Origin of the sequence: Terribacillus sp. DMT04, assembly GCF_019056395.1 — a bacterium.
GTDB lineage: Bacteria > Bacillota > Bacilli > Bacillales > Amphibacillaceae > Terribacillus > Terribacillus aidingensis_A.
Map to the genome: position 1 here is coordinate 853,702 of NZ_CP077639.1, position 14,490 is coordinate 868,191.

12 protein-coding genes, 1 tRNA gene and 3 pseudogenes are annotated in these 14,490 nt (G+C 38.8%); 11 read left to right on the forward strand and 5 right to left on the reverse strand.

Annotation, left to right across the window (positions count from 1 at the left end):
* Positions 1-31: 31 nt before the first annotated feature.
* The 3 genes from KS242_RS04600 (at position 32) to KS242_RS04610 (ending at position 2,889) form a co-directional block, all read left to right on the forward strand.
* Positions 32-355, forward strand: a complete 324-nt coding sequence (locus tag KS242_RS04600; RefSeq protein WP_217323227.1) for a hypothetical protein — start codon at positions 32-34, stop codon at positions 353-355.
* A gap of 654 nt (positions 356-1,009) precedes the next feature.
* Positions 1,010-2,230 carry an ABC transporter permease family protein gene (locus tag KS242_RS04605; RefSeq protein ID WP_217323228.1) on the forward strand — a complete coding sequence of 407 codons (1,221 nt, stop codon included), beginning with the start codon at positions 1,010-1,012 and terminating at the stop codon, positions 2,228-2,230.
* Complete coding sequence (locus KS242_RS04610) at positions 2,227-2,889, forward strand: ABC transporter ATP-binding protein (protein ID WP_217323229.1); 663 nt, start codon at positions 2,227-2,229, stop codon at positions 2,887-2,889. Before KS242_RS04605 ends, KS242_RS04610 begins: the two co-directional genes overlap by 4 nt.
* Positions 2,890-3,216: 327 nt before the next feature.
* On the opposite strand, the gene KS242_RS04615 is transcribed toward KS242_RS04610, so the two are convergent.
* Positions 3,217-4,911, reverse strand: coding sequence for an IS1182 family transposase (locus KS242_RS04615; protein ID WP_254391814.1), 1,695 nt, complete (start codon positions 4,909-4,911; stop codon positions 3,217-3,219).
* Positions 4,912-5,448: 537 nt separating this feature from the next.
* Here KS242_RS04615 and KS242_RS18295 point away from each other — a divergent pair.
* From KS242_RS18295 to istB, 3 genes and pseudogenes are all read left to right on the forward strand, one after another.
* Positions 5,449-5,584, forward strand: a pseudogene (locus KS242_RS18295) (helix-turn-helix domain-containing protein); the annotation flags it as partial.
* A 483-nt stretch (positions 5,585-6,067) separates the two neighbouring features.
* Entirely contained in the window at positions 6,068-6,715 is a 648-nt protein-coding gene (locus KS242_RS04625) for a Mu transposase domain-containing protein (RefSeq protein ID WP_217323231.1), read from the forward strand.
* A pseudogene (istB, locus tag KS242_RS04630) lies at positions 6,712-7,437 on the forward strand (IS21-like element helper ATPase IstB). Before KS242_RS04625 ends, istB begins: the two are co-directional and overlap by 4 nt.
* Before the next feature lie 388 nt (positions 7,438-7,825).
* On the opposite strand, the gene KS242_RS04635 reads toward istB, so the two are convergent.
* Positions 7,826-7,975, reverse strand: coding sequence for a transposase (locus tag KS242_RS04635; protein WP_217323232.1), 150 nt, complete (start codon positions 7,973-7,975; stop codon positions 7,826-7,828).
* Positions 7,976-8,052: 77 nt separating this feature from the next.
* On the opposite strand from KS242_RS04635, the pseudogene KS242_RS04640 reads away from it, so the two are divergent.
* Positions 8,053-9,321: pseudogene (locus KS242_RS04640) on the forward strand (IS1182 family transposase); the annotation flags it as partial.
* A gap of 146 nt (positions 9,322-9,467) precedes the next feature.
* Here the strand turns inward: KS242_RS04640 and KS242_RS04645 are convergent.
* Positions 9,468-9,743: a hypothetical protein gene (locus tag KS242_RS04645; protein WP_217323233.1), complete on the reverse strand. Its 276-nt coding sequence runs from the start codon at positions 9,741-9,743 to the stop codon at positions 9,468-9,470.
* 130 nt (positions 9,744-9,873) lie between these two features.
* A tRNA-Ala gene (locus KS242_RS04650) sits at positions 9,874-9,946 on the reverse strand.
* A gap of 141 nt (positions 9,947-10,087) precedes the next feature.
* Here KS242_RS04650 and KS242_RS04655 point away from each other — a divergent pair.
* The 4 genes from KS242_RS04655 to KS242_RS04670 are packed head-to-tail and all read left to right on the forward strand — an operon-like array spanning position 10,088 to position 13,405.
* A complete protein-coding gene (locus KS242_RS04655) occupies positions 10,088-10,975 on the forward strand; it encodes an exonuclease domain-containing protein (protein WP_217323234.1) in 888 nt (295 codons plus the stop codon).
* Positions 10,976-11,018: 43 nt separating this feature from the next.
* Positions 11,019-11,471: a hypothetical protein gene (locus KS242_RS04660; RefSeq protein WP_217323235.1), complete on the forward strand. Its 453-nt coding sequence runs from the start codon at positions 11,019-11,021 to the stop codon at positions 11,469-11,471.
* Entirely contained in the window at positions 11,453-13,210 is a 1,758-nt protein-coding gene (locus KS242_RS04665) for an ABC transporter ATP-binding protein (RefSeq protein ID WP_217323236.1), read from the forward strand. The genes KS242_RS04660 and KS242_RS04665 overlap by 19 nt, the downstream gene beginning before the upstream one ends.
* A gap of 45 nt (positions 13,211-13,255) precedes the next feature.
* The gene (locus tag KS242_RS04670; RefSeq protein WP_179637098.1) at positions 13,256-13,405 is read left to right on the forward strand and encodes a hypothetical protein; all 150 of its coding nucleotides are present in this window, start codon (positions 13,256-13,258) and stop codon (positions 13,403-13,405) included.
* A 39-nt stretch (positions 13,406-13,444) separates the two neighbouring features.
* On the opposite strand, the gene KS242_RS04675 is transcribed toward KS242_RS04670, so the two are convergent.
* A complete protein-coding gene (locus tag KS242_RS04675) occupies positions 13,445-14,302 on the reverse strand; it encodes an AEC family transporter (RefSeq protein WP_217323237.1) in 858 nt (285 codons plus the stop codon).
* Between the last annotated feature and the right edge of the window lie 188 nt (positions 14,303-14,490).

The window sequence follows — 14,490 nt, forward strand, 5'->3', positions numbered from 1 at the left end:
AGTAAAAATTAATAGAAAGTAGGGACGTACTATGAAAAAGAAAACTAAACAGTTTATTTGCTCGATGTTGGTAGTTGGCACAATTGGATTAGGTGCAAGTAGTACAGCGGATGCAGCATCATTCGGAAACTCTGCTAGTGGAGCTTCTTCTCAAGAATCTTTCCAAATTAGATACAATGGTGCCGCTTGGAATTACTCTAAATCGCCTTATAATTCTACTTGGTTTAAATATTCACGAAATGGTAGAACTCTACTAAGTAAGACAGCTTATAATGGCAAAGTAACAGGTTCTGTTTGGGACGATTTAAGATGGGGAGACAAGTATACTACGAAATTTAATTGGGGCCGTAATTAAAGAAAATAATTTTTATAGTGTAAATTTATTGAATACTCTCTCAATATATTTAATAAAGTATCTATGAGATTCAATTATCAATGAATTATAAGAAATGGTTCGGGCCTAATAGGCATTTTCCTACAAGGCCCGAATTTTACTTTTAAATCTTATAAGTTACCGCATTATTTAATTATGAATAAATACGTAGAATGATAATTATTAAAAGGTGATACTATTGAGATATTCATTATTTAGATATATCGACGTTTTTGAGGTGTTTGTTAGCTATCTAATCTGTTTTTCTTCAAACTTAATATTTATTTATGTACAAACTTTGAATTTAGAAGGTTCTTATATTTTAATGTCTTTCTTAAAAAGTATTATAGATTATCGGCTAATAATAAATATTTTACTTACATTTATCATTATAGTATTTCACTATCAATTTTTAAATCGTAGAAAAACAGAAATATCCTGCCGAATACTTGTAGGAGATACAATGGTAAATATTATATTCCGATATATTTTGAATAGTCTAGCTATATTAGTTTTTAGCTTTTTACTATCACTCCTATTAAACTTCTATTTAAAGCTGAATGTAACCAGCAATCTTTACTTAGTTTTTATTTTTATTATATATATATTAATTAGTGCAGGTAAGGTGGAAAAAGAATGAGAATTTTACGTTTTTTTATAGTTAGAATACTTTTAAAAAGATGGATACTTGCTTTGGGTATGATAATGTTACTTTTTTTAGCCAATTATCTTTCTTTTACTACTGCTCGTTCAGTTGTTTCAACCTTTCAAGGTTATCAAGAAATAGAAAATCTGAATCAAGAAGGAACTTTTATTTCTAATCTAGACCCAAATAGTAATCCTGATTTTGCTAAAATTAAAAAAGATGAAACGCAAAAAGTATATGAATATTTAAATAACAATTATACATATGCTCTGCAAGTCGATGGTTTTGTTACTTCATTACATAATAGCCACAAGATGAATGTTCCTTTCAATTATATCAATGAAGAGGCTTATAAGATTAACCAATTTAAATTATCTCAAGGAAGCCACTTAAACTTCAATTATAAATTTAATAAAGAAGAAATACCTGTTTTGGTAGGTGCAGGTCTGGCCAAAACATATCCTATTGGGTCAAATATTGATATTACGGACCCTGTCACCCAACAACAAGTAAATTTAAAAGTTCAAGGAGTCTTGGAGGATAATACGCATCGTTCTAATTTTTATGCTCCCAATTCAAAGACTTATTTTAATTTTTCGATTTTTCTACCTGTTAATAAAGAATTTATTCAAAGTGCGGGTCTTGATCTCCACGTTAATGGTTTGATGGACATTGTGCTTCTTGATTCGACAAAAGAGAAAGCAATGATTTTAAAAGAACATATCCAGGAAAATCTAGATTTGGAGTTTAACTTTTTTAATCAACAAGAAAACTTTACTTACTTTGAAGATTATTATGTCAATTCATTAATGATTATCTGTACTATCACCTTTATTTTACTCATAATCATTGTTTGTCTAGCTATCTGGAATACTTTGGTGAGTATTCGATTAATGAGAAAAGATTTTACAATCAATTTATTAGTTGGATTAAGTTATTCAAAACTAAGAGTGATTTTTTATAGTTATTTTGGAATATTGTTTTCTATTATTCTAGCCATATTATTTGCAATAACCGCTTTCAATAGATACGGCTATTGGTTAAGCAAAGACCCAACTTTTGCTACTTACGGAATATTTGGCTTAATAAGTATGGATTGGATAGCTTTACTGATTGTTCTTTTTATAGATCTCATTATTGGATTTATAATTGTTGAACTTACGATAAGAAAAATTAAAAGTATTCCAATCTCCGTAGGGGTGTTACAATGAATAGTATAATTAAACTAGAAATCCAGAAAAAGACATTCAAGAAGAAAGGTTTTTCTATCTTAAATAATTTTGATTTGGAGGTTGAACCTGGCGAAAGACTTTCTATTATAGGGGAGTCTGGAGTTGGAAAAACTTCTTTACTTAATATTATTGGTCTACTTGATTCACAATATCAAGGGAGCTATAAGCTTTTTGATTCATCTGTTAAGGATTTATCACGAAATAAACTAGCTGAGTGGCGCAATAAAAAAATTGGTTTTGTTCTTCAGGAGTCCTCACTAATTAATTCTCTGACCATAGAGGATAATATTAAATTGCCGCTTATGTATGCTAACATTGAAAAAGACCTAACTGTCCAAGATCACTTTAAACGAATTATTAATAAAATTGGGATTGAGCCCATTTTGAAAAAAAAACCACTTGATTGTTCTGGTGGCCAACGATCTAGAGCTGTTTTTGCTAGGGCTGTAATTATGAATCCCCAAATAATTTTATCAGATGAACCAACTGCGTCTTTAGACTTAGAAAATAAAGAAAAAATTATCAATCTACTTTTTGATATGAATAAAGAATTTAATACTACTGTTATTACAGTGACTCATGATTTAGATGTAGCCAATCGTCATGAACGAATAATTACTCTCGAAAGGAATGAATAAAATGGGATTCTATACAATGATCATGTCATTCGTACTTGGCATATTCTTCACCATTCTTGGTGCTTCTCGTAGAAAACGGAATTTTTTGTACAAGTTTTTCCTAGTGCTAGGAATCATTCTCATTCTTTTTGCTGTTTATCTAGCAAGGCCTCATTAAGAATCCTAGTTATATATAGATCATAAATGAGTTATATTTGGTATCTGAGAGTAGCGATTATTTTATTTACGCAGCTTTTTTTGTGAACTGAAAAAGCACATGGACATACGTTATTTTAATGATTGTAAGTCTGCTTGAATGTTTCTTCAATCATTGAAAAACGCATTTTTTTAATTAACGTGATAATCATAGGCTGGGACATAACTAGCCAAATGCATTGAAAAAAGATCTCCGTCACCGGTATTTGGTGATGGAGATTTTTTTTTTGTTTGTTCATTCTTTAAATTGAAGAGATAGTTTACCTGCCGGGCGGTGTACTTCCTCAAGTTCACCGCTATAAAGGCGTATCCTAATTCGTTTTCTACTTTCTCTTTTTCCCTTACGGAGAATCGAGTGAAGCACAAATTAGCCTTCAGAAATCCGAAGACTGGTTCTACATCTATTTTGCGTCTGCCATAGATCTTGCCTGTTTCCTTATCGGAAAGCAGCTGTTTCGTGTACGCTTTTTGTTGTTCCCATCTTTCGTTGTATAAGATTCTCCGGTTGTTGCCTTCTCTCGCTTTTGTACACTGGGCGCGCAGTGGGCAAGCCGTACAGTCCTCACATTCATATACACGATATGTTCGGTTGAATCCATATTTATCCTGTTTATCTGAGAGGTGGCTGAAAGGGAGATTTTGGTTGTTGGAACATATGAAGCTGTCATCTTTCGCGTTATATTCCCAATTATTAACGTTGAAAGGGTCTTGCTTGTATTTCTTTTGTTTCTCTTTCCGATACTGATTATACGTAATAAGAGGGATGCGATTCCGACTTTCCACGATATCGTTGTAATTCGGTTCACTGCCATAACCGGCATCGGCGACAATATAATTGGGTAGGGAAAAGAAATCTTGTTCAATCTTATCCATGAAAGGAAATGTTCTCGTATCCGTAGGATTCGGGAACACATCATATGCAAGGGCATACAGCCCCTCGGTTGCCACCTGTACATTGTAGCCTTGTTTAAGCTGGCCATTTCTCATATGGTCATCTTTCATACACATGAAAGTGGCATCCTTATCCGTTTTGGAGTAGCTGTTTCTGTCTTCCAAGATAATCATGTCAGTTTGATATTTTTGCGTTCGCTTGGCGAAATCTTCAAACTGCTTCCGATATTGTTTTGGCACTTTACGCTCAGCGCGGAGATGTTTGCGTTCTGTTACATCGTCACTTGCGTTAATTTTTCGGTCATATTCCTGCACCTTGTCGTCCAATCCTTCTACAACCTGCATCATTTCTTGGGCTGATAAGCTATCCGAATCTTCTCGTTCGATGGATGGGATGATTTCTTTTTCTAATAATTCCTCGTATCTCTGGTTCGATTTTTCCACCAATTGTGCACTATATTTCTCGATGGACTTGCGCCAAACAAATGTAAACTTATTGGCGTTAGCTTCAATCTTCGTACCATCGATGAAAATGGCTTCTTCTTCAATCAGCTTATCCTCGACAAGCTGGCAACGAAACTGGACAAAACACTGCCTTAACAGCTCTTTGACATGTGGGTTCACCCGGAAACGATTGATGGTGCGATAGCTCGGTTCATAACCTTGCGCCAGCCACATCATCCTTACACTATCTCGAAGTAACGCTTCAATTTTACGACCAGAAAAGACCGATTGCGTATAAGCACACAAAATCACTTTCATCATCATACGAGGATGGTAAGCAGGATGCCCGGTATCTCGAAGGAAACCGTCAAAGGCTTCATCAGGGATACTTTCCACCAACGGTTTTACAGTGAAAGCAATGTCATGTTCAGGTAATTTTCTTTCCATATCTAGCGGTAAAACAACTTCATTCATGGTATAATGTTTAAACATAAGGGTCCTCCTCTTTTGTGTTTGGTGTGGTAACTTAATTCTATCAGAGGGGTCCTTTTTTTGCTTCTATAAACAAGTAAATGCACGTATAAAATAGGCAGGCATCTCCGATTCTCGGAGATGCCTGCCTATTTCATTTATTTACTTCACCGGGTTTTGTCCCAGCCTCATATTCCTACGATTAGTCAAGTGTTTAAAATTATAATTTCACATTATATCTATTTTTGGGTATGGGAAATAACCCTCGTTATATTTATTTTTAAAACGAGGGGATTTCGTGATACAATATAGCTATTAGTGGTCCATAGAGACCGTGTATGAGTAATCGTACTGTGTATTATTCTTGACCATGGAATAAATACACTTGAGAAGCTTGTTCATGCAAGCTACGGTGGCAACCTTACCCTTCTTGGGTACAGGTTGCTTTTTTAATTTGATGAATTGTAATATTAAGTGCGACACACGTTAAACAATAGAAAAGCCCATGTTTCCTCGTGTAAGATGAAGTTACCACACCTAACCTTAACGGAGGAAAACATGAGCTATACACATCTTACTACATTTGAACGTGGAAAACTAGAAACACTACACAAGCTAGGCTGGTCTGCGCGTCGCATCGCAAAAGAAATGGGAAGGCATCATGCTTCTATTTCAAGAGAGTTAAATCGCAACTCCCAAAGCAGCTATACAGCGGAAGCTGCTGATCAGGCTTATCGAATCCGGAGAGAATCCAGCTTTCCTCGGGGGAAATTCACAAAAGAACTCAGACTAACAATTGAAGAAAAGTTGAAGCGTACCTGGTCTCCTGAACAAATTCAAGGACGCCTGGGTGGCTGATATGTTTGCCCATTTGGGCAGTGTCCCGCATACGATACGCTTTGATAATGTTTCACCTGCGGTGAAAAAGATACTGCCAAACGGGGAACGGCAATTAACCGAGTAATTCTCCCGCTTTGTAGCTCATTACGGATTTCAATCTGAATTTTGCAATCCTGAAAGCGGAAATGAAAAAGGTCATGTCGAAGCAATGGTCAAATATATACGAAACAACTTTTTACTACCGGAAGTCCCGTACGAGAAATTAGCAGACTTAAACTATAAGATATGGAACTGGTGCCAAAGGGACCGGGAAAGATTACATTACGAGAAAGGCAAAATGATTGCCAAATTATATTTGGAAGATAAGAATCATTTTCTTCAGCTACCAGGTAAAGCATTTGAATGCGTGAGATATGAGCAGTTGCGAGCCAACAAATACAGATTTGTTCGTGTAGATACCATGCAATATTCTACTTCTCCCCGCTTCGCTGGAGAACTTGTAACCGCCAGAATATCATTTGATACCGTTACCATATTGAACGAGAAGAATGAACTAATTGTACAGCATCCAAGACTTTACGGTGAAGAGACGAAGTCAATGGATTGGCAGCCATATTTAACATTAATGGCAAGACGTCCTACTGCTTTAAAATACAGTACCTTCTACGATCAGTTGCCAGACGAGTGGAAAGATTTCTTTGAAAACTGCACATCCGAAGAGAAAAGAAATGGATTACAGCTGTTAGCAGTGCTTCTGAAGGATCAAGACTTCCATGTATCTGTCGAAGCTTTAAAACTGGCATCTCAGCATAGTCATCCTTCCGTCGAAACAATTAAACATGTTTATTATCAACTGTTGAATGGACGAGGTATACGAGAGACTATTTCCCTGTCAATTAATGTACCGGCAACTTCTCCTCCAACGAGAGGACTGGCCCATTATGATCAACTAATGAAGCCAAATTCAGAGGAGAATGACAAATGAAGCAGTTGATTGAGGAATATGCCAAACGTCACAAGCTGAGTTGGATTAGAGAGCATTTTCATGAAATAGATGCAACAACAAACGAGGAATTCCTGCTTACTCTCTTCGAGAGAGAAATACAACAACGAGAAGACAGAAAACTCAATCTGCTTATACGACAGTCTTATCTGCCAGATATATTCGGCAGAGAAATGGAGTGGCAGGGAATTCTATGAGTGGCGGACTAACAAAGAAAGATATCGTTGATGGAGAGTTTTTGGAAAGAAAAGAAAATCTGATTTTGTATGGCGGTGTTGGCGTCGGCAAGACCTTTTTAGCAGCAACAGTCGGGTGGAACGTAGTTCGGCAAAAAGGAAAAAAGTACGATTTTAATACTATAGCTCAGTTAGTAAATATTTTAATTAGAAGCAAATGAAAAAGGAACTTTAAGCAAATTATTCAAGCAGATTGAGAATCTGGACCTTCTCATCCTAGATGAGCTTGGCTATGTACCTCTTCATAAACAAGGTGCAGAATTACTCTTCCAAGTACTAAATCTGTGTTATGAGAAGAGAAGCATTATCATAACGACAAATCTACAGTTTGGACAATGGAATCATGTATTTGGCGATCCTATCTTAACAGAAGCTTTTATTGATCGCCTAATACACTACTCTCATCTAATCGTGTTTAATCGAGATAGTTTTCGTCACAAGGATTCCATAATGAATCAGCAACAATAAAATTAGGTTGGCAAGCGCTACATTTTTAAGTGCCAAACAGTGCATTTTCTACTTGCTGTATTTTGCAAAATGAAAATACACAATATTGCAACTGCAAGTGCAGAGATCCGCAACTTGACATGGAGCCTCTGTGGGCAAGCTCTGTAAGCCAAGAAGCCAGTATATAAAGGGCTTGGCTTGCCATTTAGTCTAGCATGCCCACCTCTCCATATAAAGTTGCTAATACTTTTCGACATTGCAAGACTATGTACTTTTATTTTGCAATGTACACTTGCCAAATACACGCTGATGGGGTAGTCAATAGGAGAATACTAGAAAGAACTAAAATGGATTGTAGAGTGATGCAAATGCAGATTTCAATTCAGATATTTTTGGTATAATATACTTATTATATTCTAATTGCTAGGAGGAACATATTTGCCATTTGATGAACTGTGGAATACATATTTATTCCCTGTAATTCGTTCCCCGCTTCATAAAGCTGCACAATTTGTTTCTTGAATTCTTCTGTAAAAGTACGACGATTTCGTTTTGTCATTTTCTGTTCTCCTCGACTGTATATTTCGTAAAGTTTAACGCCCCTTAACGAAACTGTCCAATCAAGTGTAGCCTATCCACCTCTTACTCAAGACAATCTTCGATTTGTCTGATGTAGATGTTGTCGAGCGCTCAAAATACGATATGTCCTTTAAATATTTTTTAAAGATGGCTCCAGAAGACGCAGTTATTCATTTGAGTACATTAACTAAGTTCCGGAAGTTACGGCTAAAGGATACACAGTTACTGGATATGTTGATTCAGAAAACAGTGGAGTTAGCTCTGGAAAAAGAGCTTATTGCGAGTCATTCCATCATTGTTGATGCCACTCATACAAAAGCGCGCTTTAATGAGAAATCACCGGTTGAATTTCTGAGGGAGAAATCTAAGCTGTTGCGTAAAGCTGTTTACCAAGTGGATGAGCGTTTGAAAGAAAAATTCCCTTCTAAAAACGTTACTGAGAATTTAGCTGATGAACTTCAATACAATAAGCAACTTATTGACGTGTTAGATTCAGAAAAAGCTGTATCCACCTATCCGAAAGTGAAAGAAAAGCTGAATTACTTAAAAGAACTAGAGGAAGATCACGAAGAGCACCTGCCTTCCTCCGACGATCCGGATGCCCGAAAAGGGCATAAATCGGCCGATACTTCTTTCTTTGGATACAAAACACACATAGCCATGAGTGAAGAACGATTGATTACAGCTGCGGTTGTCACTACTGGAGAAAAGAGCGATGGGAAATATCTACAGACGCTTATTGAAAAATCGCAAAGTACAGATATGAAAGTCAAGAGCGTTATCGGAGATACTGCGTATTCCGAAAAAGGGAATATACAATACGCAAGTCAACATGGATTAGAATTGATTTCAAAACTTCACCCTCAAATTACTCATGGAGCACGTCAAAAAGAGGATGAGTTTGAATTTAATAAGGATGCCGGTATGTATGTGTGTAAAGCTGGACACCTGGCTGTTCGGAAAGCGCGCACTGGAAGTAAGTCATTTAATCAAAGCCATACTTATTTTTTCGACATAGAGAAGTGCAAGGTCTGTCCTCTTCGTGAAGGGTGTTATAAAGAAGGAGCGAAGTCGAAGACTTACTCCGTAACCATTAAATCCACTGAGCATCAAGAACAGGCAGCTTTTCAGGAAAGTGCCGAATTTCGTGAAAAAGCAGAAGAACGATACAAAATTGAGGCGAAAAATAGTGAATTGAAACATAGACACGGGTATGATGTGGCATCTTCCTCGGGTCTAATTGGCATGGAAATGCAAGGAGCAATGGCGATATTCACAGTAAACATAAAAAGAATAATGAAGTTGATAAACGAACAAAAAGAATAAAACCAAGGAAAAGAGGCTCTGTCCGTTCAGAATTGAACGGACAGAGCCCCTTTTCTTTATCATTTCTTACGTTGAAAAAACGAAAGAGCTAGTTTTTCAGTGGCCTCGATAAGTAGGCTACCTTTTTGTAATGCGCTTTTTTATTCTCATTCAGCGTATCGTTCAGCACGTTGTTCCTGCTTTTCTTTAATCAATTCTCGCTCTTCTTCTGTAAGTCCATCTTTGGGATCAGGAAATGCAGTTACAATGAATATTCCTATCATACACGCAATCATGGATAGTACAGCTAACATCAACGCTGCTGTTTGTAACTTATCCTTCAGCTTTTTCAATGTTTCCCTATTTACAACTTTTTCGGTCTTTCGTTTGTGTGGCGCACGTTTAGAGATTTTTGATTTTTCTTCGTAATAATTAAAAGACATAAAAATAACACTCCTTCGATTCTACAATTTTGCAGAAGAAAGAGTGTTGATTTAACGTAGTAATGCGCTCAAAAGTTGAGTGAAAGACTTCATAGAAATCCTTCGGAACCGCACCACATCAATATTATGATGGAGCATAGCGGGCTCGAACCGCTGACCTCTTCGCTGCCAGCGAAGCGCTCTCCCAGCTGAGCTAATGCCCCGTATGTAATTGATTCGTCACAAGGATATTATAGCGCTTCCTTCCTCTCTTGGCAATATTTTTTCTCAAGCACGCAACGCAAGAATCTATCGGCTGCTATGCTATAATTGTCTTACTAATAGAGTATGTGGAGGACGAGTTAGTGCGGTTTGTAAGTATAGATTTTGAGACGGCGAATCGGTATTGGTCGAGTGCTTGTTCAGTCGGAGTGGCGGTTGCGGATGAGACTGGTGTGATTGATGAATGGTATACCTTGATCAATCCGCTGATGGAGTTTGAAAGTCAGAATATCCAAGTGCACGGCATTTTACCCCGTGATGTAGAAGATGCGCCAACGTTCAAAGAAATCTGGCCCACATTGAGCAGCTACTTGGCTGGTAATGTGGTGATTGCACATAATGCGAGTTTTGATATGGGTGTTATCCGGAAAGCAGTTGCGCGCTTTGGATTGGAGATGCCGGACTTTGACTATTTATGCACACGGATTATCGGGAAAAAAGTATGGCCGGATATGGAAAATCATCGTCTGAATACGCTAGCTGCTAGTAAGGAGATTACGTTCCAGCATCATAATGCAATGGAAGATGCTTGTGTGGCAGCAAATATCTTCCTCCATGCGATGGCAGATTGCGGTGTCCAGACGATTGAAGATTTGACGCAAGCTTTAAAAGTAAAGCGGAAAAGTATTCATGATACAAGTTCCTCGGGCAGCAGATCGCGTTATGGCGATATTAAACCGCAGACAGATCAATTTGACCCATCGCATCCATTTTATCGGAAGCAAGTTATGTTCACGGGTACGATGAAAAGCATGAAGCGAAAAGATGCTATACAAAGACTGGTCAATGTTGGCGGCGTGCATACAGACAAGATGGATGCATCAACACGTTATGTGATCGTTGGTGCGAGAGATTATGAGAAATTCGCCAACGGCAAGAAAACGAGTAAGCTTGTACAAGCAGAGCGCATGATTGAGAGCGGACGACCGCTGCGCATCATCTCAGAAGAAAAATTTCTATCCTTAGTATAAGGAGTTCTCGGTGTGAGGACTCCTATTTTAATGGAGGGATACTATGTATGAAATAATGGAAACAGACCTAAATGCGGAAGCGTATAAGCCTTTGGTTAACAGATTATGTGACGTTTGCGATACATTTACCTTTGCTGTGCTGCCAAAACGTATGATGGGAAAACCGAGTGGAACGCTGCGCGGTATATTAGCGGACCTAGAACCATATTTAAAAGAGATTGTACATACAAATGGTACAAGAGCAAATCTATTCGATTCCCATGTGTCGGTGCCGAATTACGAATACCATCTATGTAAAGAATCCCAAAGCGTGCTGCTGCGGGCAGCCGAAAGCATCTTTCACTGGCAGCAGCCAGCGCTCCCGGAGGACTTGTCCTTTTTGAGGAAAGGGAAGGAGTATTTCGTGACAAATGCACATGAAGGTTACGCCATACTGTTTGCAGAAGATAGATATATAGCAGAACTTAGGGGGACAAAATGGAACAAAACCGAGTAGAAAATAGAAAATTTGATTGGCGTTTATTTCTTGCGTTAGTAAAAGGGACGAATCCGCCGCGTGGAATTATCATTTCGGCGCTTGTCATGAGTTTACTGACGACAGGTGTTGGGTTTGCCGTTCCGTTGTTTACAAAAAGACTTGTTGATGGATTTTCCGGACAGTCGTTTACTGGCGGCCAGATAGCTATTTTGGTTACTGCGTTTGTGCTACAAGCTCTCGCAAGCGGATTATCCATTTATCTGCTCGCTAAAGTCGGGCATCATGTAGTGGCCAAACTGCGAGAGAAATTATGGGATAAACTGCTTCGTTTGCCGGTTCGTTTTCATCATAATAACGATACAGGTGAAACGCTCAGCCGTGTTACAAATGATACAGCTATCGTAAAAGAGTTAATTACCGAACATCTTACTAGTTTCGTTACTGGTATTATTTCGATTGTTGGATCGATTATTATTTTGCTTATTTTAGATTGGAAAATGACAATTGTCATGCTGCTGGCTGTTCCTGTGGCAATCATTATTATTATGGTGCTGGGACGCCAAATGTACCGTGTATCGAAGATGATGCAGGAAGAAACAGCTAAATTCACGGCAGTACTCAACCAAGTACTTCCGGAAATGAAACTCGTCAAAGCTTCCAATGCAGAGCATGTAGAGCAGGAACGCGGCAATAAAGGCATCCGTACTTTATTCACTTATGGCTTGAAGGAAGCAAAAATCCAGGCGCTGTTATCTCCTCTTATGCTGTTTATTATGATGCTGCTTCTTGTGACAATCATCGGTTATGGCGGTGTTCGAGTTGCTTCAGGCGCTTTATCGGCGGGAGATATGGTCGCATTTATTTTGTACTTGTTCCAGATCATCATGCCAATGACACAGCTTTCGATGTTCTTCACACATTTGCAAAAGGCAATGGGAGCAACAGAGCGTATTTACGATGTCCTTGGTGAAGAGACGGAAGATGCGGAGAAAGGAAAACCAATCACACGCGTTGACGGTGATTTGCACATTGATGAGGTGAGCTTTGCTTATCAAGCAGAGGAAGTTTTACACAGCCTCAGCTTCACAGCACCAGCGGGTAAAGTAACCGCCATTGCCGGGCCAAGCGGCGGCGGAAAATCGACGTTGTTTGGTTTATTGGAACGCTATTATGAGCCTACAAGCGGCGTGATTCGATTGGGTGCAGACCCTATTGGACATTTTAAGCTGCAAGACTGGCGCCGCCAAATTGGCTATGTGGCACAGGAAACGGCTTTGTTGTCTGGTACCATTCGAGAGAATATCTGTTATGGGCTGGAACGGGAAATACCCCAGGATGAACTAAAACGCGTTTCAGAAATGGCTTATGCAAAACAATTTATTGAGGAGCTTCCGGATGGCTTCGAAACTAAAGTGGGCGAGCGTGGTGTTAAACTATCGGGAGGACAGCGCCAGCGAATTGCAATAGCCAGGGCGCTTTTGCGTGACCCGCAAATACTAATGCTGGATGAAGCAACATCGAGTTTGGATAGCAGCTCAGAAATCTATGTACAACGTGCTTTGCAAAACTTAATGCAAAACAGAACAACATTTGTGATAGCGCACCGTTTATCTACAATCGTGGATGCGGATCAAATTGTCTTCATTGAAAAAGGACGCATTACTGGCATTGGAACACATGAGGAACTATTTGAACGCCATGAACTGTACCGGCAATTTGCCTCCCAGCAGCAATTATTAGCTGGAAAGATGGATTAACATCATTTCTTTTCTGCATACTAAGCGGAAAAGGGGGTTCACATTATGCCAAAGAAAAAAGCCAATAATGATCATCAATTCAAGGAAAACAAAAATCACGGCGAGAAGCGGAATGGCCGATTGAGCCAGTTCAAAAATAACGTTAATGGATCTGGCGGTGCGGAAAACGAATATATTTCTGCTAAGGAAGATTAAAAAAACAGGAGTCTCTCTAAGAGAGGCTCCTGTTTTTTTCTACGCCATCCAATGAACGATGACAAAGAGAAGTGGCAGTACAAAAATAAGGGAGGAAGTTGCTACAATCCAATTTGAGTTCGCCAATTCCATATCGAGGTTATACAGTCGCGGAGGTACGAGGGAAGCGACTGCGGGCGGCATGGCGGACATGATAAGCAGAACTTGTAAAAGAATCCCGTCATATAGGCTGCCAAGGCCGATAAGATATGCAGTGCCAGTAATAATAAGCGGCACAGCCAAGAATTTTAACGGGATAAGCCAGACGCTGAGTTTCCAGTATTTTTTCACAGATACAATGCGCATGCTAAAGCCAATTGGTACAAGAAGCAAAATTGATGCCAATGCAACCAATGCGGAGTTGCTCGCACCAAGCCAGCCAAACCGATCAACAGGAGATAGATTTAATATGGCGCCAATGATGATAGAGAAGAAGGTAATCATAATAAAAGGATCTTTCAGAATACGCATAAGACGGGATCCTGAAACATTCTCTTCACTTGATCCATAAGACTTCGCAATTGGATAGATAATTGTATAGTACGTGAATTCCTCAAGAAGACGGAACATGGCTGCGTATGCAACTGCTTCTTCCCCGATGAATAGCACACAAAACAGCATGCCAAAGCTTCCTAGGTTCAAAAAAGCGCCGGATACAAACATAGAACCAATCTGATCATTTGGCAGACGCTTCCACTTTGCAAATGCAAATGCGAAGCCCGCACCAAGGAATATTGTTGCGATACCGAATACCGGCAAGTAAATGAGCCGGACATTCGTTAAGTCAGCTGACCAGAAAGCACTGATTAAGATAATTGGATTGAGAACAAGCAGCACAATCCGGATAAGTGCATTCATAAAATAGTTGAGTGAAAAGCCCTCGGGAAGCCGGTATTTCTCGACAATTAGCCTTATAAATCGGCCGATAATAAGTCCAACCAGAATGATGGATATTGCATAAATAAAGCTTACGATAAGACGTTCCTCCTTTCAGCTAATGTATTCCCTGTTTTCTATTATATACAGCATTATTCATTGTATCGATG

What these genes read in the sequence shown, in the direction of transcription:
- KS242_RS04600 (WP_217323227.1), top strand. Translation starts at nt 32, where the DNA reads ATGAAAAAGAAAACTAAACAGTTTATTTGCTCGATGTTGGTAGTTGGC.
- KS242_RS04605 (WP_217323228.1), top strand. Translation starts at nt 1,010, where the DNA reads ATGAGAATTTTACGTTTTTTTATAGTTAGAATACTTTTAAAAAGATGG.
- KS242_RS04610 (WP_217323229.1), top strand. Translation starts at nt 2,227, where the DNA reads ATGAATAGTATAATTAAACTAGAAATCCAGAAAAAGACATTCAAGAAG.
- KS242_RS04615 (WP_254391814.1), bottom strand. Translation starts at nt 4,911, where the DNA reads ATGTTTAAACATTATACCATGAATGAAGTTGTTTTACCGCTAGATATG.
- KS242_RS04625 (WP_217323231.1), top strand. Translation starts at nt 6,068, where the DNA reads ATGATTGCCAAATTATATTTGGAAGATAAGAATCATTTTCTTCAGCTA.
- KS242_RS04635 (WP_217323232.1), bottom strand. Translation starts at nt 7,975, where the DNA reads ATGACAAAACGAAATCGTCGTACTTTTACAGAAGAATTCAAGAAACAA.
- KS242_RS04645 (WP_217323233.1), bottom strand. Translation starts at nt 9,743, where the DNA reads ATGTCTTTTAATTATTACGAAGAAAAATCAAAAATCTCTAAACGTGCG.
- KS242_RS04660 (WP_217323235.1), top strand. Translation starts at nt 11,019, where the DNA reads ATGTATGAAATAATGGAAACAGACCTAAATGCGGAAGCGTATAAGCCT.
- KS242_RS04665 (WP_217323236.1), top strand. Translation starts at nt 11,453, where the DNA reads ATGGAACAAAACCGAGTAGAAAATAGAAAATTTGATTGGCGTTTATTT.
- KS242_RS04670 (WP_179637098.1), top strand. Translation starts at nt 13,256, where the DNA reads ATGCCAAAGAAAAAAGCCAATAATGATCATCAATTCAAGGAAAACAAA.
- KS242_RS04675 (WP_217323237.1), bottom strand. Translation starts at nt 14,302, where the DNA reads ATGAATGCACTTATCCGGATTGTGCTGCTTGTTCTCAATCCAATTATC.